We start from the raw sequence: 23,777 nt of genomic DNA, 5'->3' as shown, positions 1-23,777 counted from the left end.
AGTGTTGAGTTAAGCCAGTTGGGAACAGATAGTCAGAATTAAGTTTTTACTGTGTTTATTTAATGAATTAATGCGTTAAATCAAAAGGGTAAAATAGAATTAATTGCATGCTATTGCTTACTTTAGCAACGGATAAAGCTAAGTGATGTTTAATACTATTCGTAAATGGGATATGTTGCATGGCACAGTGAAGGATAGTGCGAAGCCCTTAGTCTTAATAAGCCGTGGTAAAAGATGCACATTGGCAAGAAAATACTGATATTTATAGTGGGCTTTTGTCTTCCAGCGGTGGTTTTAGTCTCCTATTGTTTAGGTAGTTGGTATGACCATCGTGTAGAGTTATTACGTCAAGACAGTGCTAACCGTGAACTTGCTAATATCCAGCAGCAATTCCAAATCGATGTCGATCGTTTGGGCTTTCTCACCAATATCTATGCGTTACCTTTATCGCAGCTAGACAATACTCAGCTTAAAGATCTCGAATCCTCTTGGCACGCTAGTTCAATGTCTGCCAATCTCAGTTGGTATATCTTACGCCAGGGGGAGCTACAGACCTTCTTTCCTAATGAGCGAGCCTTTCCAAATGATAACCTACGGGAAATTGCGACAGCGGTGACTGAGGCCGATGATCAAAGAGTCGAAGGGGCATATTTAATTGGTAATCAGGCTTATGTCGTTACAGCGGTAAAATCTGCTCCCAATCAGTATGTGTTACTTGTGCGCCATTTGGCAGATAACGATTTGCTTGAATATGCTCAGGCATTGTTAGTGTCAAAGGTGTCTATGAGTCACGCAGCTTCGGTGCTCCCAACGATAGAAGGGGTTCACAGTGAGGTGATTGAAGTTCCCAGTTTATTAAAAAACACCCCCATTTATCTGCAAGTTCAATTTTCCGATGGGCCTTTTCGAGAGGTGAGATTTAAACTCGATTGGGTATCGATGGGTTTTATTCTGCTTGGCGTCTTTATTGTTGGTTTAGGTTATATCTGGTTACGAAGAGGTTTGCTCAAACCTTTTAAGAATCTGATGCAACAATTGGCGTTAATCGATCCTATGGCGAGCGTTTATCAGCCTGTAACCGCAGACGGTAATGAAGAATTAGAAGTGCTGGCTAGTCGAGTGAATAGTTTATTAGCGAGGATTTATCAGCAAAAAGAACGAGCTAAAATCACTTTAGAATCGATTGCCGAAGCGGTCATTTTAACCGATGTGGACGCCAGAGTCATTTATATGAATCCTCGGGCAGAATCACTTTTGAATATGGCAAGTTGTTATGCGATTAATCAGACACTTGCTAGTTTATTAAAAGCAGGAGAACAGTTAAATCAGGCTGTATTTACCTGTATTCGTCTCGGAGAGACTGCGCCACAGGTCGAGAAAATCAAGTTATTAACCGCTACACCTCGGATTATGGAGCGCAGTATCAGTAATCTACGCAATCACGATAAAGAAATCGTCGGCACCGTAGTGATATTACGCGATATTACTCAAGAAGAGTTACTGAAGCGCCAGTTACAAAAAAGAGCCGATTTTGACAGTATTACTTTACTGCTTAACCGTCAGGCCTTCGATGAGCGACTGCTGAGTTTTGCTGACAACGCCAAAGCCATTGCCGTATGCTATCTCGATTTAGAGCAATTCAAGCTTATCAATGACAGTTGTGGCCATGCGGCAGGGGATCGCATGTTGGCCATGGTTGCTAAAGTGATGCAAGCCTGCCTTGGTCCACAGGAGTTATTGGGGCGGATTGGTGGGGATGAGTTCGGTTTAGTGATTTGTAATCGCAGTGCTTTATCTGTGGTGCAGTTGTTAAAGCAGATCAGTGCTCAAGTCTCATTACAAGTGCTAAATGATAAAAACTGCAATTATAAAGTTGGCTTAAGTATCGGTGTCGCCTTTGGTCGTGCACCTTATATCAATGCGCAAGAGTTGTTGAAAGATGCTGATATTGCCTGTCTTGCTGCTAAAGCGAAGGGGGCGAATCAAATCCATATTTATGATGATAAAGATAAAGAGCTCACCTACCAACGAAATGCACCTAAGTGGGCGGTAAGGATTGCTCAAGCCATTGAAGAAAATGAACTTATTTTGTACTACCAACCTATTAGAGGCTTAGGAACGGGTCCACAACGGCAACGGATGGAGATCCTACTGCGAATACAGGAACCCTGTGGTCGCATTTTAGCCCCTGCACAGTTTATTGCTGCCGCAGAGCGATTTAAGCTGATGCCAGAAATAGATAAAGAAGTGATCCGAAAGGCTTTTTTATGGTTGTCTTTACATCCAGTCCTGTGGCCAGATCATTGTATTTCAATTAACCTTTCAGGCAATAGCCTTGGTGCTGAAGGGATGGTGGAATATATTGCCCAACAGCAAAGGGTATTTGATATTCCAAGCCAATGTATTTGTTTTGAAATTACCGAAACTACGGCGATTCAAAATCGAAACCGCGGCATGGAAATGCTCAAACAGTTACGAAAACTCGGTTTTTCATTCGCGTTGGATGACTTTGGTAGTGGTTTTGCCTCCTACGGCTACTTGCGTGAACTCCCTGTGGATTATGTGAAAATCGATGGTTGTTTTATCAAAAACTTAGCCGTAAACGCTAAAGATTACGCCATTGTTAAATCGATTCAGGATGTTTGCCGTGTGATGGGCATTGAAACTGTTGCTGAGTTCGTTGAAAATCAAGATATTATTGATAGGTTACAAACTATAGGGATTAATTATGCCCAAGGGTATGCAATAGGGCGCCCACAACCACTCAGCTTGTATCGTGAGCAATATGAGATGGGTTTAGCACAACGCGCATGATGAATTTGCGCTTTTAGTCCGATTATGTCAGTTTACCCGATTCTAGGTTAACGCTTTTGCAACATAGGGTAGTGTTATGGATGGACTCACTGGAAAAGTCGTCATTATTACAGGCGCCTCTGAAGGAATAGGTAGAGCCCTTGCGGTGGCATTAGCCCGTGTCGGTTGCCAACTTGTACTGAGTGCGCGCAATGAAATACGGCTTGCCTCACTCGCCTTAGACATTGCCAATTATGGCCCAGCTCCCTTTGTCTTTGCCGCTGATGTCGCTAGCCAAGAACAATGCGAAGCGTTAATCACTGCCTCCATAGCCCATTATGGGCACCTTGATATCTTGATCAATAATGCAGGTATGACCATGTGGTCACGCTTCGATGAACTAACCCAACTCTCTGTTCTTGAAGATATTATGAGGGTGAATTACCTTGGTCCGGTTTACTTAACCCATGCTGCCTTACCCTATTTAAAGTCTCGTCAAGGTCAAATAGTTGTAGTCGCGTCTTTGGCTGGTTTGACGGGCGTTCCCACTCGTAGCGGTTATGCTGCCTCTAAACATGCTGTGATTGGTTTTTTCGATTCTTTACGGATTGAATTAGCGGATGATAACGTCGCTGTGACGGTAATTTGTCCTGATTTTGTTGTGTCAGAAATTCACAAACGTGCGCTTGATGGTAAAGGTAAACCCTTAGGCAAATCCCCCATGCAAGAATCAAAAATTCTCTCCGCGCAGCAATGTGCTGAAATGATGCTGCCTGTGATTACCGCCCGAGATCGATTGTTGATCACATCCTTACGTGGCCGTGTTGGCCGTTGGCTTAAGTTGATAGCCCCAGGGATAATCGATAAAATTGCCCGTAAGGCTATCGCTTCTGGGCGTTAGTACCTATTTATCGCGGTTATTAAGGTGCTGGACTATGGCTTGTTCAGCCTCACTTTGCGTTGCCTTTTCCCCATTGATATCGATAGCTGCAGTTGCCTTATGGCCTGTCATATCTTCTGCAATATGTAACCAGTCAGGGTGCCAGTAGTAACTCATACCTTCGAGAGTCTGCCAGTTATGCACACCGGATTTTTCACCTTGATAAATCAGATCTTTTATCGAAAAACTCATATATTAACCCCATTATTTTGATTCTAAGAGAAACAAGACCTTAGATACTGCGCGCCATCCGCTTCTATGAGTGTGCTCTGGTTCACATTTGGGTGAAAATTAAACGGCTCACAGCCATCATTTGGAGATAAAAAAGCCGACATATACAGTCGGCTCTCATTCAGCGCTAAAGTCGATTAACTGCTAGCCCTGCTGTTCACGGGCAATGGCACGGTAGCCAATATCGGTGCGGAAATACACATCATCCCAGTGGATTTCATCGACCAATAGATAGGCCGCTTTTTGTGCTTCGGTAACTGTATTACCCAATGCTGTTGCACACAATACGCGGCCGCCATTAGTGACTACATGGCCGTCTTTCATCTCAGTACCCGCATGGAAGACTTTGCCGTTGTTATCGCCAAGGCTTAAACCGTCGATCACATCGCCTTTGCGATACTCATCGGGATAACCGCCTGCGGCTAATACCACCCCCACGGCCGCACGCTCGTCGTATTCGGCAGTCACTTTATCGAGTTCGCCACGGGTGGCGGCTAAACAAAGTTCCACTAAATCAGACTTTAAGCGCATCATAATCGGCTGAGTTTCGGGATCGCCGAAGCGGCAGTTGTACTCGAGCACTTTGGCACTGCCATCGGGCGCTATCATCAAACCCGCATACAGGAAGCCTGTGTAGACATTGCCTTCAGCCGCCATACCATCAACCGTTGGGCGAATGACGTTGGCCACAGTCCAATCGTGTACCGCTTGAGTTACCACAGGTGCTGGCGAGTAAGCGCCCATGCCGCCGGTATTTGGACCATGGTCGGCATTATCGCGGGCCTTATGATCTTGGCTGGTGGCCATGGGCAGAATGTTTTTACCATCGACCATGACGATAAAGCTGGCTTCTTCACCTTTAAGGAATTCTTCAATGACCACGCGCGAACCCGCTTCGCCAAACTTGTTGCCGGCGAGCATGTCATCGATAGCGGCATCGGCTTCGGCTTGGTCTTGGGCAATGATCACGCCTTTGCCCGCGGCTAAGCCGTCGGCTTTGATGACGACAGGGTAGCCAGTGGTGGCGGTTAATTCACGCACGAAGGCTTTGGCATCGCTGATCTCAGTGCAGTTTTTATAACCCGCCGTTGGAATATTGTGGCGGGCTAAAAAGTCTTTAGTGAAAGCTTTTGAACCTTCAAGCTGCGCTGCCGCCTTAGTTGGGCCAAAAATCGCTAAACCTGCGGCGTTGAAGGCATCGACGACACCGATAACGAGCGGCGCTTCAGGGCCGACTATGGTCAGTTCAATCTGATTAGTTTTGGCAAAATCGAGCAGAGCAGGGATGTCGGTGGCGCTGATGGCCAGATTCTCTACATTAGGTTCTAGGGCTGTACCCGCATTGCCCGGTGCTACATAAACGGTATCAACTTGAGCCGATTGAGCGGCTTTCCAAGCTAGGGCATGTTCGCGGCCGCCGCCACCAATGATTAACACTTTCATGGTTAAAACTCCCACATATCGCAAAGGAAAAGGCCCTAATCGCTAGGGCCAAGTTTGATTTAAGTTGTTATCAATGACGGAAGTGGCGCATGCCTGTCATCACCATAGCCATGCCGTGCTCGTCTGCAGCAGCGATGATTTCAGCATCGCGCATTGAGCCACCCGGTTGAATGATGCAGCTAATGCCTGCCGCCGCAGCGGCATCGATACCGTCGCGGAAGGGGAAGAAGGCATCGGAGGCCATCACTGAGTTGACCACTTCTAGCCCTTCATCGGCGGCCTTGATGCCGGCGATTTTAGCGCTGTAAACGCGGCTCATTTGGCCAGCGCCGACACCGATAGTCATGCCGTCTTTGGCATAAACGATGGCGTTAGATTTAACGAACTTCGCCACTTTCCAGCAGAACATTAAGTCTTTCAGTTCACTCTCTGTGGGTTGACGCTTAGTCACGACTTTAATGTCGTCTAAGCCAACCATGCCTTGGTCGCGATCTTGCACTAACAAGCCGCCGTTAACGCGTTTGTAGTCTAAGGTTTGGGTCTTAGTGTTCCACTGACCACATTCCAATAAACGCACGTTGGTCTTTTTCGCAATCACATCGCGCGCCGCTTGGCTGACGCTTGGGGCGATAATCACTTCAACGAATTGACGCTCAACGATAGCGCTGGCCGTCTCGGCATCTAATTCGCCGTTGAAGGCGATAATGCCGCCAAAAGCAGATGTTGGGTCAGTTTGATAGGCGCGGTTGTAGGCGTCCAGCAGGTCTTTACCGAGTGCGACACCACAAGGGTTAGCGTGTTTAACGATAACGCAGGCGGGCTCACTGAACTCTTTTACACACTCAAGGGCCGCATCAGTATCGGCAATGTTGTTGTAAGACAAGGCTTTGCCTTGCAACTGAATCGCGGTAGCCACAGAAGCTTCATCAATTTTAGTGTCAACATAGAAAGCCGCTTTTTGATGGCTGTTTTCGCCATAGCGTAAATCTTGTTTCTTCACTAATTGAGTGTTGAAGGTGCGTGGGAACTTTGAGCCATCAACGGATAGGGAGTCTTCGAAACATTCGTCCGTGCTGTGGGCTGGAACCCTATGCATTGGAACCATAGTGCCGAAGTAGTTGGCGATCATACCATCGTAACCCGCAGTGTGCTCAAAGGCGGCAATCGCTAAATCAAAACGCGTCGCATGGGTGGTGCTGCCATTGTTAGTCGTCATTTCAGCCAGAACGCGTGAGTAATCGGCCGCATTCACCACGATAGTCACATCTTTATGGTTTTTCGCCGCCGCGCGCACCATAGTTGGACCGCCAATATCGATATTTTCGATAGCGTCTTCTAAGGTACAACCAGCTTTAGCGACCGTTTCAGCGAAGGGATAAAGGTTAACCGCAACCAGATCGATGGCATTGATATTGTTGTCGGCCATCACGCTTTCATCAAGACCGCGGCGCGCTAAAATGCCGCCGTGCACTTTAGGGTGCAGCGTCTTAACGCGACCGTCCATGATCTCAGGGTGTCCTGTGTAATCAGATACTTCGATAACAGGCACGCCGTTATCCGCTAACAGGCGAGCGGTGCCGCCAGTCGATAACAATTCTACACCTTGGGCGTGAAGTGCTTTGGCGAACTCGAGAATTCCGGTTTTATCTGAAACGCTTAACAGCGCGCGACGAATGGGTCTGGCATTATTTGCAGCAGTCATTTGGGTACAGGGTCCAGTTATTTTAGTTTCAAGGATCTTTCGGAAAACAGAACAGCCTTAGTGCTGTACCGCTTTCCAAAAGCCCCTTGGTCCTATTTGCGTTATTCGCTAACTTTTTATCCCTTCATCACGGCGCGCGTATTCTACCGTAAAACGGCATTTACGGGTGTTTTTTCTGCGTGATTTCACAATATTCATATCAGAACAAAGTGGAGTGGTTTCTGAGTGCGGTATAAATTAAAAATACCCCTTGACCTTGGAGTAGGCTCCAAGGTTTATACTCCGCCTATTGAGTTGAGATTGTTAACTTAAGGTCAACTTTGCAAAGGATAAAGCTATGTATCGAATTGGTGAGCTGGCCGATTTATGTGAGGTTAAGGCCGATACGCTGAGGTTTTACGAGAAGCACGGCCTACTCGCGCCTTCGAGCCGCACTGAGTCTGGTTATCGCGTGTATACCGAGGCAGATGCTGCGCGGCTGCGTTTTATCCTGCGGGCGAAGGCTGTGGGTTTTACCTTGAGTGAAATTAGCGAGCTGTTGTCTATCGATCTTGACAAGTCCAACTGGGCTTGTGCCGATGTAAAAGGCATGGTCGACCTCAAGTTGGCGCAGGTGCAGGTTAAGATTGCCGAGTTACTGCATTTTCAAACCAGTTTGCAGAGCCTGTCGGATGCCTGCTGTGGCGGGCCGCGTAGCGCCGAACACTGTTCGATTTTAGAAGCGCTGGAGTCGAGTACCGAGCGAGTACGCGTTGAGCATGATCATGGTGCAGATTGCACCACAACCCTAGAAAAGTCAGGGAATTAATTATGTTACTGAAGAATTTTATCGATCTGTTTTTAGACTCTGCGCCTTGGTTGTTACTGGGCTTGATTTTGGCGGGGTTATTAAAAGTATTTGTGCCTATGGCGTGGATGCAAAAACAGCTCGGCGGACATGGTTTTAAAACCGTGGTAAAGGCAGCGTTATTGGGCGCGCCTTTACCTCTGTGTTCCTGCGGCGTTATCCCCGCGGCTGTCGGGCTGCGCCGCTCAGGGGCATCTAAGGCGGCAACGACTTCCTTTTTAGTCTCCACCCCTGAAACGGGCGTCGATTCGGTGACCGTTTCCTACGTGTTACTCGGCCCTTTTATGGCGATAGTGCGCCCAATTGCGGCGATCACTAGCGCCATTGTCGCGGGTTTATTGGTTGGCCGTGATGATGACGATAGCAAGTCAGTGGTTAAGGTAGAAACTCAATCAGATAAGCCATTAGAGGGTGTGGCGTCTTGCTGCGCCTCAAAATCAGTGGCTCAGCCAGAGATGGTACAAGCCGAAGCGGTTAAAAGCTGCTGCTCATCGACTACGCCTGCGATAACGCCCGTAAAGTCTTCCTGCTGTGGTAATGACGGTGTTGATGCACCTGCAGCCGAGCCAAAGCCGAAGATCAAAATGACGCCTATGGCGGCACCGAGCTTAATGGCGGGGTCTTCAAGTGTTATGGCTGTTGGCGGTCAAACCATGGGATCTGTTCAGACTATGGGTTCTGTGGTCAAGGTTAACGCTGCTAAAGCAAAAAGCGCGGGTTCATGCTGTGGCAGCCAAACCACAGAGTCTGAACAAATAGTCGTAGTGAAAAAAGGCGCCTGCTGCGGCAGTGCAAGCGCGCAAACGAATGACAAGCCTGATGGCGAAAGCTGCTGCGCATCAACCCAAGATATGGCGACTGAGTTGAAGTCTGAATCGGTATTAAGCCGTGTCGGTATTGGCCTTAAATATGCGGCAACGGATTTAGTGCGTGATACCACATTATGGTTATTAGTGGGCTTATTCTTTGCGGCCTTAGTACAAACCTATGTGCCCGCTGACTTTTTGGCGAAATGGGGCGATGGTATCCTGGCGATGCTGGTGATGGTGTTGGTTTCAGTGCCTATGTACATTTGTGCCACTGCATCGACACCGATTGCTGCTGGATTATTACTGGCTGGCGTGTCACCGGGCGCAGTTTTAGTGTTTATGATGGCGGGCCCCGCAACCAATATTGCGACTTTGGGGGTGGTTGGTAAAGAGCTTGGTAAACGTGCGCTGTGGGGATATCTTGGCGGCGTACTTGGCGTGGCTCTAGTTGCGGGTATGTTAGTCAATTATCTGGTTGATACTTTTGGCTTTGTGGTGATGCCGCAAATTGGTGAAGAACATCAGATGTTGCCTGAGTGGTTGGTTGCCATATCGGGAATAGTCCTTGCATTGTTAATGGCTAAAGTCGTATTTGAGAAAATTCCCCGTAGTTGGCTACGTCGCAGCGATTGCTGTTCTTAATCTGAATCATATTATCCTTTAACATCAGCGCTTAATTTTCCGCTGATAATAAAAAATCCCCAGTGTTATTGCTAACACAGGGGATTTTTTATGGGTTTGATTTGCCAACTTACTGGTATTAGTTGGCTTTCTTGGCGTCGATAAACGGCAGTGTACCGGTCGGCAGCATAGTGGTTGGCAACTTACCGTCCCACTTTTCCGCCTTGGTCAGTTCAACTAAGTTTTGATTCTGTGCCAGTGCTTCGGCGCGGCTCTTAATGGCAGAGGCTTCGGCATCACCTTTTATGCGGATACTTTCCGCTTCGGCTTTAGCGCGAGCTAATTGTGAGTCGGCTTCGGCCTGTGCTTGAGTCACAGCAATTTGCGCGCTCACGCGCTCTTTTTCAAGATTCTGTAGCTGAGTTTGTACTTCTACTTCAGCGCGCATCCTGTCTTCAACGGATTTTTCATAGGCATTTGAAAAATCGATATTCTCAATCTGTACTGAGGTGATTTCTACTGGGCCTTTGACCGAATTAGTGATGGCATTGGTGACATCAATACCAAACTTTATCCGTTCCTGTACCACGGAGATTGCGGTGTATTTACCAAAAATATTTTCCACTTGGGTAGGTACTTGGCGATCAAGCAAACGTGCAACCATGGCATCGATACTTTTGAAGTTAGCGTACACTTCTTCTACTTTGTCTGGTGGGACGCTAAAGGTCACGGATGCATTCAGTGTCGCAGGTTGTTGATCGCGACTATAGGCCTGTAGTGAGGTATAGCTAGTGGTATGGGTTTGAGTCGATATTTTGACCACAGTATCAATGAGTGGAATTTTAAATCCTAGTCCAGGCTCTGCGGTACCAATAATTTTACCGTTGCGAAGCACCACACCTCGTTCACCCTGATCGACTGTGTACCAACTCCCGAATAATGAGATAAATAGGATTAACAGAATAAGGATAGGAATTATTTTGGTGAGATTTATAGTACTAGGTAAGTTCAGTTCATTTTTAATCATTTAGCTTCCTTTGCTTGTAAGTGATGTATTTAGCTTAATATTCCAATGAATTTGTTCCAATGGGTATTTATTGGCGCAAACTAAGGTTTTTTTGATATTTTCGAATGATTATGCTTTTGCAAGAAAATGTAACTTAAAGGTGTATTTGTAGCAATAATCTCATTACAAAACGGTTTAATGTGATGGCAATTACAGAGTCATCTCTTAAAGTGTAAATGGTATTGCGAATTGTTATCAATAAAGTTAGTATCGCGCGGATTAAATAGATTTACCCATGAATTTCATCATGTTAGTACTTACTTATCTAAGCCAATGGCTGTCTATCTAGTCAATCACATTGGTTTATTTGACAGTGGTCTAATGTGGGTTGTCAGTCGCAAGTTTTTTAAGGAATTAATCGCGTGTTGCAGCTTATTTTAGTGTTGGCTAGTGTGCTTGCCTGTTTACTGTTTTATCTGAGTAATAAGCAACAAGCACTTCTAAATCAATCTCTCCCGAAGCGCCCTTGGCGTTATTTGGCCTATGCTGTATCGCTTAGCTGTCTTGTGGGGTGGTTGAGTTTGTTTACCTTAAGTTCTGCAATTTTCACTTGGTTGGCTCTGTTTATATTACTGATGGGTTTAGTGCCATTTTTATCATTGATTTTGAATAGGAAATAGGAAATGGCCCGCTTAAGTGACTCGGAAAAATTACAGCCTGATTGGTGGACTAAAACCCTAGCAGGATTGATCTTAGGATTTACCTTAGCGTTAGGTTTAGTCGGTCTGTTTGCATGGTTTGGCCCTGGTGGTATCGATGCCGCCGTGAAAGTGCAATTCAATATGTGGCTGATCTCTCCTATATGGTTATTGATTGTTAGTTTTAGCTTTTTATTTAGAACCGGTTGGCGGGCTGTTGGGTATTTAGGCCTATTTAACATTCTGGTTTATGTAACTTTGTATAGTTTTAGGTGATCAGGATGAAAGTACGTAGTGATGTGTTACGGATCTATCAATCCATCCATACTTGGACAGGGATTATTGCTGGAATAGTGTTGTTTATCGGTTTTTATGCTGGTGCTCTCACTATGTTTAAGGGGGCGATTGAGGCTTGGTCTACGCCTCCAGCATTGACTTTACCTCAGGTTCCCACTGAAAAACTGGATGATTTAGTCACTCAAGTGCTAGCCCGGGATGATAAGGCTAAGACAGGGTTCCGCCTGAGTTTACATGATGAACATCAATCGCCTATGACGTGGTATCAGCAAGGCTCTGAACGTGAGCTAAGTATGAGTAACCAAATTTGGCATGCCAGTTTAGATGAACAAGGGCAATTGTTGACCCAATTGAGTACCCCAAGCGAGTTAGCGGAACTTGTTGACCAATTGCACCGTACAGCAGGCATTGCGGGTGAGGTTGGTCATGACCAGGCGGGTGTCTATGTACTTGGTGTCGCCGCATTTTTGTATTTCTTGGCATTAGTTTCTGGTGTGATCTTTCTTTTACCTAGCCTGACTAAAACCTTTTTTGCGCTGCGTAAAAACAAGGGCGAAAACCGCTTTTGGCTTGATGTGCATAATCTTATCGGTATCACGAGCTTACCTTTTCACTTAGTGATCAGTTTAACTGTGATTGTGTTTGCTTTTCACGATCAGCTTTATGATGGTTTAAAACACCTCGTCTATGGAGATAAGCCCCTATTTGCGATACCTGCACCTGATCGTACTCTCTATTCTTTGACCGAGTTACCGCGTATTGAAACTGTGCTAACGAAAGTTAAGCAACTCGCACCCGAATACCAAGTCAATGAAATGACCTATATGAATCTGGATAATCCCCGTGCCACTTTACGCTTAGGTTTGTACAACCCTAACGGCTTTATGCGTGGACCAGTGACTGATTACCTCTATATGCATCCTTATACCCTGACAGTATCCAATAGTACTTTTGATCCGAGCGAAGAGGGGATTTGGTCGCGGACTGTGGCAGTCTTTTTTGGATTACATTTTGGTAGTTTTGGTGGTGATCTTGGGCGCTGGGTATATTTCTTTTTAGGCTTAAGTGGGGCATTTTTGTTTTATAGCGGTAATTTACTTTGGCTTGAAAAACGCCGTAAAAAACAAGCCGCTGAGCAGTCCCATGCGAGTCGGTTGATGGCAAGTGCTACCGTTGGGATTTGTTTAGGATCGGTCGCTGCGCTCGCGGTCAGCATGCTGCTGGGTAAATGGGTTTATTCCTATTTTAGTAATATCAATTATGTTTATTTATCAGCCTATTATTCGGTTTTTGTGCTTTTAGTGGCCTACGCTTTTTGGCGGGGTGCTGCACGGGCTGCGCTACTTATTTTGCCGCTCTGTGCTATTGCTACATTCGCGATGCCATTCACTTCGTTATTGGCATTTGTATTTCCACAACTGGGTCTATGGGCGCCTTATTCCATGGCAACGCTAGGTGTTGATTTAGTCGCTTTAGCCTTTAGTGCTGTGTTCTTTTATGGTTATCGATTAACTCGTCAACGTGCGCTGCATGGCCCTCAGGATAGTGTTTGGGCATTACCTGTTAAGCAATCTTTAGTTGAAAATGAGCTTAGTCAACAAGCACAGTAATTAAATCGGTATAGGAGAGGGGCTCGCTATGGTGCGAGCCCCAAGCAACATTATATTCGTAAGGAAGTTAAAAACATTATAGGGAGGAAAAACGGGGTTTAGTGTTTATGACCAATTGAGCAAAAAGGTAACTACTGGTTAGAACGCAACATATGCCCAAATAAATGAGTAAACCATACTCCATTTGTCCAAAGCCGCTGGCAGCTAATGGGCCTATCACAGAACCTATTGAATAACTCAGCAGCATCACTTGAGTCGCTGAAACGATCTGGCTTGCTGGCAAGTCATCACAAGCTAAACTGATCGCAATAGGGTAAAGGGCAAATGCACTGGCACCAAGCAGTAGAAACCCAATGATTAAACTCATATTTGAATACTGAGTCAGCAGAAATAATGCGGCGGTGCCCAGCAGACAAAAGCCCATTATCAAGCCACTTTTATTGACTCGAGGCGATAAATAACTCACTAAGGGTTGTACTAGCATCCCGCCTAGGATGATGAGGGCCATAAATAGCCCTGTTTGTCGATCAAGTGCCATATCTATTGCTACATAGATAGGTAGTAAACCATAGATAGGGCCGAGTAATAATCCGGAAACTAAACATCCCACAATGGCAGGTTGGCTTAAATTTCTTAGTCCAGACAGTGACATCGACTGTTGCTCACTTGCGATAGGTTGCCCTCGTTTGACCAGTAATGCGGGTAAACTGGCTGCCGCTAATAATCCCATGATGACTAAATAGGGGAGATTCCCTGCCGTACCTAAATAATCTATAGCTAATTGTCCTATGGCTGTGCCGCCATAGAGTGCCGTCATATAAAGTCCGAGCCGTTTAGCGCGTTGCTTTTGGGTATCAGCCATTAAGAGCCATGATTCAACAACGACAAACACCCCCGCTACGGCAAACCCAGCCACGAGTCGAGAGGCTAACCAGACGCCACTTTGAGGGATTAAGATCATAGCGACAACGCTGCAAAGCAGGATATTCAAAAAAAGGATAAAGGCTTTACTGTGGCCGATACGGGCGACAATGGGAGCAATGCAAGGTGCACCCAACAACAAACCCAAATAAAAAATACTGGCAAGTAATGGGGCAAGTGAAGTATTGAGCTCAAAAAAGGTGAGCGACAATGGGATCAAACTCATCAAATACCCAGATGCCAATGCAAACAAACTTAAACCTGCCACAGGGACAAATAAGCTGTTCTTTTGGGTTGATTGGTTTAAAACAATATTTTCCACTAAATGCACCAAAGACAACTGACAGTGTTTAAGGTCGCGACTTTAGGATTTATTCTTATCAGGGTAAAGTGAGTTAGATTAACTGTGTTGGTCAATAATATTTGTGTTTACTATTCATATAGATATTGAGGGTTTGATGTTATTTTTTTGAAATAATGCTGTATTGATAGTCCGTTTTTTCAACTGAGAAGCCGTTTTTAGTGCATGATCAGCAGTATTCCCATTCAATTTAACGCCAAACTTGGTTTAGTGGACAATAACTCCCCTACAACTTGTAAGTTGCCAGAAGGGATAATTAATTTCGTTGGTTATCACCTTGCTAAAAAATCAAAGTGTGATTAGTGTCACAGTTTAAAATATTTATTCAATTACAACACCCATAAGCATTTGCTCGATATTTATGCGTTTGAAAATTAAAAACACAACTTCAGATCAGTATTTGGTGATTTTTGTCGCGTAAATGGCTTTTTTGCGATTTTTATCGACAAAGTTTGTTGTTTTGATGTGATAAAGCTACAAAATAAAGCGCTTTGTCGTGTGTGATCTATGCCATAAATTTACACCCAAATGTAATGGTATTAAGGTTGTAACCATGTCTTTAACGCAATCAACTACAGTTCCACCAAATAAGACACCTGCAACAGCGGGGCTAGATAAGAAAAAAATGCTGATTTTAGCGATTGATATCATCCTATTATTTGCACTCTACTATGGTTTACCCTTCGAGCAAGGAGTCAATACTGGGCTAGCCATTCTGGTATTTGCGGCAGTTCTGTGGCTAACAGAAGCTATTCATATCAGCATTACAGCGATTTTAGTCCCTATACTTGCTGTGTTTTTTGGGGTATTTCAAACCCAAGAGGCCATGAGTAATTTTGCTAACCCTATTATTTATTTATTTTTTGGTGGTTTCGTGTTGGCCGCGGCTTTGCATCATCAAAAAATTGATACCTTAATCGCACAAAAGCTGTTGCTAGCCTCAAAGGGGAAACTCAGCATAGCTTGTTTGATGTTATTTGGTGTGACAGCATTATTATCTATGTGGATAAGTAACACTGCGACAGCAGCGATGATGTTACCGCTAGCCTTAGGGATTTTGCAGCAGTTAGATCGCGACAAATACCACAACACTTACGTATTTTTACTGCTTGGTATCGCTTACTCGGCCAACATCGGTGGAATTGGCACTTTGGTTGGTAGCCCTCCGAATGCGATTGCAGCCGCTCAGGCAGGGTTGAGTTTTAGTGATTGGTTAAAGTTTGGTATTCCAACCGTGATTCTGATGATGCCGATGATGTTGATTGCTTTGTACTGGTACTTTAAGCCAGATCTATCGGTGAAATGCGATCTTAATCTTGAAGATCAACAGCTCACTTTCCAAGGTAAATTTACCCTTCTTATCTTCCTTGCGACTGTATGTTGCTGGATTTTCAGTGTGCCTTTAGCCAAGGCGTTAGGGGGCATCTCTCAGTTTGATACCATAGTCGCCTTGGGAGCCGTTGTTTTACTCTCAGGCTTAGGATTGGTTGGTTGGAAGAAGATTGAATCGACAACCGATTGGGGTGTATTAATTCTCTTTGGTGGCGGTTTAACCTTAAGTGCCGTGCTTAAAACCACGGGAACGAGTGTCTTTTTAGCGCACTGGATGACGGATATTTTTGGCAGCACCCATATGTCATTATTCGTTTTTGCGGTAATCGCTTTCGTGGTGATGTTAACGGAATTTGCCAGTAATACGGCGAGTGCTGCACTGTTAGTGCCTGTTTTTGCCGCTATTGCAGAGGCGTTAGGTGTATCCCCTGTGATGTTATCTGTCTTGATTGGTATCGCTGCTTCCTGTGCTTTTATGCTGCCTGTTGCGACGCCACCCAATGCTATCGTGTATGGCTCTGGTCATATTAAGCAATCAGAAATGGTGCGGGTGGGTATGATAATTAACTTTATCAGTATGATTGTATTAGGGATTATCGCCCATACCTTCTGGGATGTATAACGTCGTTATCTAGTCTTATATGTACAATAAAATACCCAGCGCTTAGCTGGGTATTTTTATGGACGATATTTATGGATATTAGCGATAACTTGTTAACCATTGATCGAAAGCCGATTTTGGCAAAGCCCCAGCTTGTTGGGCGAGTATATGCCCCTGCTTGAAAATCATTAAGGTTGGAATAGAGCGAATATTAAACTGAGCCGCGAGGGATTGTTGCTGTTCAGTATTAATTTTTCCGAACCGAAATTGAGGTTCCCACGTTTTAGCTGCCTCAGAAAATATGGGAGCAAAACTTTTACAGGGCCCACACCAGCTTGCCCAAAAATCGACAACAAGGGGAAGTTCAGATTTAGTGACATGATTGGTAAAGTTTGCGCTAGTGAGTTCAATTGGTGCTGCTGTAAAGACACTGAGCTTACATTTACCGCAAGTCGGATGCTGGTTTAAGCGCTCACTGGGAACGCGGTTTAACGTATCGCAATGGGGGCAAGCAATAATCATGGCAAAGCTCCAAAATAAAACGTCTGTATGTTTCATATATTGGGCTAATGGGCGGATATTTAAAGGGGGTGTTGATGTAATCACCAACCGTGTCCTTGTGATGAAGGATGGCATGAGTGTGCATTTTCAGCCAAAATGCTGCAATAGCGCCGACAAGCGTGAGCGTCGATGATAAAATCCGGTGCCAAGTGACTATCGCGTAATCAGTGAAGTACGCAAAAGAAAAGAGAGCGAAAAAATGACGGAATTAGAAGTAATAGATCTAGTCGTTGGTGAGGGTAAAGAGGCAGTAAAAGGTGCACTGATCACCACCCAATACCGCGGCTTTTTAGAAGATGGCACTCAATTTGATTCGTCCTATGATCGTGGACAAGCATTTCAGTGTGTTATTGGTACTGGCCGTGTTATTAAAGGTTGGGATCAAGGTATTATGGGCATGAAAATTGGGGGAAAACGTAAGTTGTTAGTACCTGCCCACCTTGCCTATGGTGAGCGTCAAGTGGGGGCACATATCAAACCTCATTCAAATCTTATTTTTGAAATCGAATTGCTTGAGGTGCTAACGCGCGACTAAAAGACACTTGATTCGTTAGTGTGGCAACGCTGAGGGAAATTGCTACTTTTGTTGTACTCGCTTTCGATGTATTACTACAAAGAGTGTTTTACACTGAAATAGCATTTATCTCATCAGTGGATTTCCGCCTTCGCGGGAATGACGAATTAAGGAAAATATTCTCGTGGATTCGGATACCACAGCGTTAATTCAGCAACTTCAAGCAGAAATTGCTCAGCTAAAAAGCGAAAATGCCCATTTATCGGCATTGAATTATCGTGCAGAAGAAAAGCTATTTGCAGCGCTTGATGGTAATGGTTTGTGTCTCTGGGAGCAGCATATTCCAAGTGGAAATTTAACTATATTCAATATGCGCTGGGGGGAAATGCTCGGGTTTAGTCCAGAAGAGTTGGCTGCCCATGTTGATATCTGGAAAAGTAAATTACACCCAGAAGATAAAGCGTGGGTTATACAAGTCTTCGAAGATCACGTCAGCGGCAAGTCTGATTATTATCAGGCAGTGTACCGAATGTTGCATAAAGATGGCAGCGTCACTTGGGTCTCTGATCGTGGTCGAATTGTTGAGCGCTTAGCCGATGGAACACCACTGCGAATGATGGGCAGCCATATCGATATCACCCAAGAGAAACGTTATGAAATGGGGTTAGCGCAACTGGCCCACAGTGATCCATTAACCAATTTGTTGAATCGCCAAGCCATTACTAAAGCCTTTGATGAATTGTTATTGTCTGATGCTGGTGGAGCATTACTATTTATCGATCTTGATGGATTTAAAGCATTAAATGATCGCCATGGACATAAGTTTGGCGATAGCTTACTGATACATGTAGCGAATACCTTAGTGTTGCATGCAGGGGAGTATGCACAGATAGCAAGATTTGGTGGTGATGAGTTTGTGATCTTGCATCCTTCATCGGAGATTGCTTCTTTGACTCAACTTGCCCAATCATTGCTTGATGTTTATCGACAGCGTTTTTTGTTAGATGGGCTTGAAGTAGAGATCGGTCTGAGTATTGGTATCGATATTTTTGGAGATGGCGACAGTTTTACTGACAGTTGTGAGCGTGCAGATATGGCAATGTATGATGTTAAACGTCAAGGTAAGAATGGGTACTGTTTCTATAGGAAGATTATTTAGTAGAAATATTTTCTGGCTCGATTTTTTGTCAAGTTAAATTATTAGATGCACTTTTTATATAATATTCTGTAATGTTATTAATATTATATTTTCGTATTGTTAATCCATCACTAAATCACCTAATAAAATGTTGTGACAATACATTATGCTTGGTGTAATTCCATGAGATAAAAATATTTTTAATGAACAGTGCCGATCTCAGTGTGGTTTTTTTATGATTATGGTAAAATAAAATATTCACAGTATATGGCGATAAGTTTCACTTATTTACATTGTAAGGCAGTAATACCCTATTTTAGTATTCCTAAGGAATGTCGTTAACATGTCTGGTAAAAATTTAAAAGCACTGATTATAAGCGATGATGTTATTCGTAATGGAATTGGTGTTGAGTTTTATATTGATGATAAGCTTATAGTCGAAATTTTTCGTGATGATAACGAGCACACTAAGATGTTGAGTGTGTTTGAACAACCTGTGTCGCTTGAACTTATTGAAGAATGTGTCACTTTATTTAAGAAGTTGGTGCCAATATATTAGCGGTTAATATAGCGGGTAGTCATTTGTGACAATAATAGTTTAATAATATTTTATAAATGACTATGGTTTTTAACTCTTAGATGTTGTCTTTCTCTTTGTTTTTCAAATACTATTCTATCCATACACCTCTCGATATTATCTAATCTTTCTTCACTTTATAATGTTTCATACTTTATCCGATCTTTTATGTGATTCAACATGAGAAACATATAGTCAGTTGGTGGTGAATATTAGTTTAATCTTAATATCATTGTTTAAATATTAAGTTTTTATAATAAAAACCACCTATAAAAGGTGGTTTTCAGGGGTTGATCATTTCGTCGTGTTATTAACTTATGGTGTTACAAAGTTAAATGGTTGATGACAGCTGACACAATAGTTTTCAGATTTCTTGTGTATATGGTGGCATTTACTACAGTCAGTTTCGGTGTCAAAGTGGCGATTTTTATGGGGATTGGTGGGTTTCACGTCCGCCGTTTTTTCCGCTAACTTTTTAGTGTTGTGACATTGCACACATTTAAGCATTGATACTGCTTGTCGCTCTTCTGCACCATGGCAACTTGCACATTTCACTCCTTTCGCGATATGAGTTTGATCGAGTAAAACACTCTCTTTCTCTTTAGCTATTGCGCTGCCAGCAAAAATGCCCAAAACAAGAGCAAATATAATCGTTACGTTTTTCATTGTTTGATCCCATTATTCATTTACTGGATGCCAAAATATAAGGCATCCATTATTGATGACTTTGCGTTCTATAGTTTTGCTACATACTTGCCAGCTAAGTAACCAAAGGTATAGCAGCGACCCAAAGACAAACCGAATACGGTTAATGGGTAGTCAACACCACCATAGAAGCCGGCTCCGAGGTTGCCAACAATGAATAAACCAGGAATTTCTTTACCATCAGCATCAAGCACTTGATGGTTTTCGTTAACAAGAATTCCTGAGCACAAAGTGGAAATGCGCATACGGCGGTGAATACCGTAGAATGGCGGTTTGACGACTGGCACCATTTTGCTTGCAGGTTTACCGAAATCTTCATCCTTACCTTTTTTGCACAGTTCGTTATAGCGATTCACGTTAGCAACAAAGGTTTTTGGATCGCATTCCAGCTTCACGGCCAATTCTTCTAAGGTGTTAGCAGAATGGGTGTTGATCAAAGAGGGGAATACCCCTGTTTTTTCACCAGGAACGTCTGGCATGTAAATTTTAAGTTCTTCAGGAGAGTAGAGGCGACCAGGCCAATCCTTCGCTTGCGTCATATAGTCTGAATCAAATACCTGAGAGTAATGACCAGCGTTCTGCTCATCTTTCAGATAGTTATTCATTAGTGACATTTCAACTTTTTCATTAACGAATCGCTCACCTTTGCGGTTAACCGCTAAGAATGGCATGTCACACATGGAGGCTGGACCAGCATCGAAGTCATGCAACATTTTGGTGTGACCAACGGGTTCGATAACACCGCCCGCCCAATAGGCCATGGCAAAACCATCACCAGTACGATCCATTTGTTTACGTTCAAAATTTTTCAGTTCAGGAATAAAAAAGTCACACATAGCTTTGTTATTTTGATAGTCACCTGATGACAGAATAACGCCTTTCTTAGCCATGTATTTGTGATACTTACCATCACGAGTCTGAGCTATAACTCCAATGACTTTCCCTGATTCGTCTTGGATTAACTGTTGTGCTGGCGTATTAAAGAAGAATTTAACGCCTGCTTTTTCGGCTGTTTTGGCGAGTGCACGGATAGCATCACCCGTGGTATAGGGTTTAGGGCCACAGAAAGAAGTGACAAAGCTTAGACGATCGCCTTCATCAGCAATACCGCGAATACCGTGTTGTACTTTTGTTCCTTGGTCTACAACTTGGCCGCCACCTTGCTTCATTCGGTCCATCACCCAATTGATAGCTTCACCAGAGTTATACGCCCATTGTCTTAACAGGCCAGGATGAGAACGGTGGGCGTTATCAGCCATTAAACGGCTAACTAAGGCTTCGATTGCAGATTTATCACTGTTTTTGAGATCGATCCCTGATCCTGTGTTTCCTTGAGAAACTGGAATGGCTTGCTTTTGCAAACATGCTACAGTGGCGCCACTTTCTCTTGCTGAAAGTGCCGCGGGTACACCAGAAGCCCCTGCACCAACAACAACGACATCAAAGGTTTGTGTTGTTGCTATGTCTTTGTCTGCAATAGGTTTTGGTTTAGGTAGGAAGTTTAATGTTGCACCACCAATCTCACCATATTCAGTCCCCACTTGGAGTGGTGCAGCGCTAGCAGAACCAATACCAAGACCAGCAAAGGCTAAACTACCGCTTCCGACTGCTGCTCGAGTCAGAAAACTTCTTCGAGATATACCGTTTTGAAGGACGCTAGCAGTGTACTGATCAATTTCTTTCGATTCTTTACTCATTTAATACTCCTTTGGCCCTCATTGCTAAAGAGTTCCTCCCTAACAACGACACTGGATCTATTTATAACCACATATGTTTTCTTTCTTTAAAACCTAAAAGTGCTGTTGTGTGACAGTGATGAAATTCTCACTCGTTAACAACATACCTTTAAATGTATGACATATGACCATAAACCAAAAGTGTTATTCATTACATCTTTGCAGTGCTTCACAAAATGCTGGAGTTTTGAGCTGTGAATATAATTATTCTTTTTAAAACAATCTAATATAGGGTTTTCTATATTAAAGAATTGTATGTGATTTTTGCGAGATGACGCTTTCGATAAATTCAAAGACCTGAATAAAATGGATGCCATAAAATGCTTTTTGTTATTAATTTGTTTTGAAATAGGGTTTGAATTTCAACAGGTAACAGAGGGGTAAAGAGTGTTTATCGTGACAGTTTTATTCCCCATTGGGCGGTGTGTGTGTGGGGTAAGGGGTAACTTATATCTTGAGGAAAAATGCCATCTCGTGATTTTCGAGATGGCATTTTTGAGGTGATATTTTGGATCTTATTCAGGTGTTACACAGGTAAAGTTAGCGGCATCTTCAATATTACCTATGCCGTTATATTTTGCGAATTGGGGGTAGGGACATAGGACTCGAGTCCTGCTTTTCGACCAATCACTAGGCAATTCAGTATTTTCTGCACGTACTGCCGCGGTGATACTTTGCGGTTCTACGCCTTTTTCAACCCAATCGACCAATGCACGCACCATATTAAATTTATCGGTTGTAGGGCCTTTTCCGCAATGATTCATACCAGGGATTAGAAATAAGCGGGCGAAGGTCTGTGCGTGTCCAGCATTTGCATTTCCTAAGTCGTTATACCAGTTCACGGTATCATTTACTGAAAATACAGGATCTGATGTGCCATGGAAAATCATCATCTTAGCGCCACGATTTTTGAGTGTCGTCAGGTCTGTTGGGTGAGGTGGTGTCATAAAATCAACGCCAGATTCAGCGTAAATGGAATCGGTTGCATAAATTCTTTGTGCATCATCATCCATGCTAAATGACTTGATAAAATCCAAACTGGATTGTTCACTTTCACCATTAAAAGGGGTTGGCGGTGAGCTAAAAATAAACCCTACAGCACCAGAGTCTCTAGTTAGCGCCATAGAGTATTCCCAATTGGCCCAATCTTTAGCTCCTATCCCAGCATCATAGGGAAAATCAGCATAAATGGCTTCACCCGTTTTGCTATTGTGCGGGCCTGCCATTATATTGCCTAGAACCTGCTTTTGCTTGGCGGTTAAACAAGTGTTGTCCCTCAGATTTGAGCAGGTTGGAATATCCCTTTCGAGATCAAATGCTTTTTGGCAAGCATAGGTATTTGCAATCATTCCATCATTGAGCCCATCGAGGGCATCACACTGTTCTAAGACTTTTTGAGAAACGAGTGAAAATTCTTCAGGCGTAATTGCCTTTTGCAGTGTGGCTAAAATATCTGCGCCATCAAACTCAACCAGTTTTGAATATTCTTGGATCCCGTACAATTGAGCAACGGCGGACTGGGGTAAATTAAAGCCTGGATTTCCAACAAGGAAGCCATCATACATATCGGCATAACGGCTTGCGGCAACCATAGTGTGTCTACCGCCGTTAGAACAACCTGCGAAGTATGATCTATCAGGTTGTTTACCATAGGCTTTCTCAATTAGATTTTTCGCCATTGGTGTTAATTCGGCTACGGCATTATAGCCATAATCCTGCCTTGCTTGGGGATCTAGGCCAAAATGTGGTGTAGGGGCGGGGTGGCCCATATCTGAACTTATTACGGCAAAACCTTCATTCAGTGCCGCTGAATCTGGGCCTCCAGAGAAGAGCAATCTACCCACCGCTTTGGCGACTGAACCATCGAGGCCACCATTGGCTTGATAATAGAATCGGCCATTCCAGTTAGTGGGTAAACGCATTTCAAAGCCAATCGCATAGCGAGTATCACCCGCGATACCCGTTCCTATCCTTTCATTCATATAGCCTTTGACTAAACAATGTTCTGGAGCGCGATAACTTTCAGTCGCGTTATATTCAACATTGCCAGCCGCAATCATTTTTGAGTCAGTGATGACGGTATTTTTGAAATGATATTGTGCCGCTATCTCATTGCATATATTCAGTGTTCCTGTTTTCGCAGGGGTTAATTGTGGTATGGATATTTCGGCATTATCGTTATTTCCACACCCGCCAAATAAAAAACAAGAAATAGTTACGGCTGGAATCAGTAATAAATTCTTTTTTTCCATTTTTATCTCAATCCTTAAGTCAAAGTATTCACCGCAACTAATTATTGGGGAGGGGATATTTTGCGGTGTAAAAATCAGGTGT

At 43.8% G+C, this 23,777-nt stretch carries 20 protein-coding genes; 11 read left to right on the top strand and 9 right to left on the bottom strand.

Going from position 1 to position 23,777, the window contains the following annotated elements; genetic code table 11:
- Positions 1-234 precede the first annotated feature (234 nt).
- A complete protein-coding gene (locus tag JEZ96_RS16945; RefSeq protein ID WP_011787921.1) occupies positions 235-2,814 on the top strand; it encodes a putative bifunctional diguanylate cyclase/phosphodiesterase in 2,580 nt (859 codons plus the stop codon).
- Between the two features lie 76 nt (positions 2,815-2,890).
- Positions 2,891-3,694, top strand: coding sequence for an SDR family oxidoreductase (locus tag JEZ96_RS16940; protein ID WP_011787922.1), 804 nt, complete (start codon positions 2,891-2,893; stop codon positions 3,692-3,694).
- 3 nt (positions 3,695-3,697) lie between these two features.
- Here the strand turns inward: JEZ96_RS16940 and JEZ96_RS16935 are convergent, their stop codons facing one another.
- The 3 genes from JEZ96_RS16935 to purH all read right to left on the bottom strand — a co-directional run bounded on the left by JEZ96_RS16935 (position 3,698) and on the right by purH (position 7,109).
- On the bottom strand, positions 3,698-3,925 hold the full coding sequence (locus JEZ96_RS16935) for a hypothetical protein (RefSeq protein ID WP_011787923.1): 228 nt from the start codon (positions 3,923-3,925) through the stop codon (positions 3,698-3,700).
- A 183-nt stretch (positions 3,926-4,108) separates the two neighbouring features.
- On the bottom strand, positions 4,109-5,407 hold the full coding sequence (purD, locus tag JEZ96_RS16930) for a phosphoribosylamine--glycine ligase (RefSeq protein WP_011787924.1): 1,299 nt from the start codon (positions 5,405-5,407) through the stop codon (positions 4,109-4,111).
- 70 nt (positions 5,408-5,477) lie between these two features.
- Positions 5,478-7,109: a bifunctional phosphoribosylaminoimidazolecarboxamide formyltransferase/IMP cyclohydrolase gene (purH, locus tag JEZ96_RS16925; RefSeq protein ID WP_198779823.1), complete on the bottom strand. Its 1,632-nt coding sequence runs from the start codon at positions 7,107-7,109 to the stop codon at positions 5,478-5,480.
- Positions 7,110-7,446: 337 nt separating this feature from the next.
- Here purH and zntR point away from each other — a divergent pair, with 337 nt between their 5' ends.
- Both zntR and JEZ96_RS16915 read left to right on the top strand, forming a co-directional pair.
- Positions 7,447-7,917, top strand: coding sequence for a Zn(2+)-responsive transcriptional regulator (zntR, locus tag JEZ96_RS16920; RefSeq protein ID WP_011787926.1), 471 nt, complete (start codon positions 7,447-7,449; stop codon positions 7,915-7,917).
- 2 nt (positions 7,918-7,919) lie between these two features.
- Positions 7,920-9,407, top strand: coding sequence for a permease (locus JEZ96_RS16915; protein WP_011787927.1), 1,488 nt, complete (start codon positions 7,920-7,922; stop codon positions 9,405-9,407).
- Positions 9,408-9,525: 118 nt separating this feature from the next.
- Here the strand turns inward: JEZ96_RS16915 and JEZ96_RS16910 are convergent, their stop codons facing one another.
- Positions 9,526-10,413 carry a prohibitin family protein gene (locus JEZ96_RS16910; protein ID WP_011787928.1) on the bottom strand — a complete coding sequence of 296 codons (888 nt, stop codon included), beginning with the start codon at positions 10,411-10,413 and terminating at the stop codon, positions 9,526-9,528.
- A 401-nt stretch (positions 10,414-10,814) separates the two neighbouring features.
- On the opposite strand from JEZ96_RS16910, the gene JEZ96_RS16905 reads away from it, so the two are divergent.
- The 3 genes from JEZ96_RS16905 to JEZ96_RS16895 are packed head-to-tail and all read left to right on the top strand — an operon-like array spanning position 10,815 to position 12,997.
- Complete coding sequence (locus JEZ96_RS16905) at positions 10,815-11,072, top strand: hypothetical protein (protein ID WP_011787929.1); 258 nt, start codon at positions 10,815-10,817, stop codon at positions 11,070-11,072.
- A 3-nt stretch (positions 11,073-11,075) separates the two neighbouring features.
- The gene (locus tag JEZ96_RS16900; protein ID WP_011787930.1) at positions 11,076-11,366 is read left to right on the top strand and encodes a hypothetical protein; all 291 of its coding nucleotides are present in this window, start codon (positions 11,076-11,078) and stop codon (positions 11,364-11,366) included.
- 5 nt (positions 11,367-11,371) lie between these two features.
- Positions 11,372-12,997, top strand: coding sequence for a PepSY-associated TM helix domain-containing protein (locus JEZ96_RS16895; RefSeq protein WP_011787931.1), 1,626 nt, complete (start codon positions 11,372-11,374; stop codon positions 12,995-12,997).
- A gap of 76 nt (positions 12,998-13,073) precedes the next feature.
- On the opposite strand, the gene JEZ96_RS16890 is transcribed toward JEZ96_RS16895, so the two are convergent.
- Positions 13,074-14,240, bottom strand: a complete 1,167-nt coding sequence (locus JEZ96_RS16890; protein ID WP_011787932.1) for an MFS transporter — start codon at positions 14,238-14,240, stop codon at positions 13,074-13,076.
- 592 nt (positions 14,241-14,832) lie between these two features.
- Here JEZ96_RS16890 and JEZ96_RS16885 point away from each other — a divergent pair.
- Positions 14,833-16,233 carry a DASS family sodium-coupled anion symporter gene (locus tag JEZ96_RS16885; protein ID WP_011787933.1) on the top strand — a complete coding sequence of 467 codons (1,401 nt, stop codon included), beginning with the start codon at positions 14,833-14,835 and terminating at the stop codon, positions 16,231-16,233.
- Between the two features lie 78 nt (positions 16,234-16,311).
- Here the strand turns inward: JEZ96_RS16885 and trxC are convergent, their stop codons facing one another.
- Positions 16,312-16,734, bottom strand: coding sequence for a thioredoxin TrxC (gene trxC, locus JEZ96_RS16880; protein WP_082786007.1), 423 nt, complete (start codon positions 16,732-16,734; stop codon positions 16,312-16,314).
- 238 nt (positions 16,735-16,972) lie between these two features.
- On the opposite strand from trxC, the gene JEZ96_RS16875 reads away from it, so the two are divergent.
- The 3 genes from JEZ96_RS16875 (at position 16,973) to JEZ96_RS16865 (ending at position 18,984) form a co-directional block, all read left to right on the top strand.
- The gene (locus JEZ96_RS16875; RefSeq protein ID WP_115016976.1) at positions 16,973-17,308 is read left to right on the top strand and encodes an FKBP-type peptidyl-prolyl cis-trans isomerase; all 336 of its coding nucleotides are present in this window, start codon (positions 16,973-16,975) and stop codon (positions 17,306-17,308) included.
- A gap of 163 nt (positions 17,309-17,471) precedes the next feature.
- Positions 17,472-18,446 carry a sensor domain-containing diguanylate cyclase gene (locus tag JEZ96_RS16870; RefSeq protein WP_011787936.1) on the top strand — a complete coding sequence of 325 codons (975 nt, stop codon included), beginning with the start codon at positions 17,472-17,474 and terminating at the stop codon, positions 18,444-18,446.
- A gap of 322 nt (positions 18,447-18,768) precedes the next feature.
- Positions 18,769-18,984 (top strand): hypothetical protein, encoded by a 216-nt coding sequence (locus JEZ96_RS16865; RefSeq protein ID WP_025008141.1) that lies wholly within the window; start codon positions 18,769-18,771, stop codon positions 18,982-18,984.
- A gap of 333 nt (positions 18,985-19,317) precedes the next feature.
- Here JEZ96_RS16865 and JEZ96_RS16860 read toward each other — a convergent pair whose 3' ends face one another.
- The 3 genes from JEZ96_RS16860 to JEZ96_RS16850 form a co-directional block, all read right to left on the bottom strand.
- Positions 19,318-19,668 carry a cytochrome c3 family protein gene (locus JEZ96_RS16860; protein WP_011920028.1) on the bottom strand — a complete coding sequence of 117 codons (351 nt, stop codon included), beginning with the start codon at positions 19,666-19,668 and terminating at the stop codon, positions 19,318-19,320.
- 68 nt (positions 19,669-19,736) lie between these two features.
- Positions 19,737-21,404, bottom strand: a complete 1,668-nt coding sequence (locus JEZ96_RS16855) for an FAD-binding protein (protein WP_025008142.1) — start codon at positions 21,402-21,404, stop codon at positions 19,737-19,739.
- A gap of 554 nt (positions 21,405-21,958) precedes the next feature.
- Positions 21,959-23,695 (bottom strand): DUF6351 family protein, encoded by a 1,737-nt coding sequence (locus tag JEZ96_RS16850; protein ID WP_025008143.1) that lies wholly within the window; start codon positions 23,693-23,695, stop codon positions 21,959-21,961.
- Between the last annotated feature and the right edge of the window lie 82 nt (positions 23,696-23,777).

This window comes from Shewanella putrefaciens, assembly GCF_016406325.1.
In the GTDB taxonomy this organism is placed as follows: domain Bacteria; phylum Pseudomonadota; class Gammaproteobacteria; order Enterobacterales; family Shewanellaceae; genus Shewanella; species Shewanella putrefaciens.
Note: the sequence above shows the minus strand (reverse complement) of the source record. Positions and strands in the feature narration are given on the sequence as shown.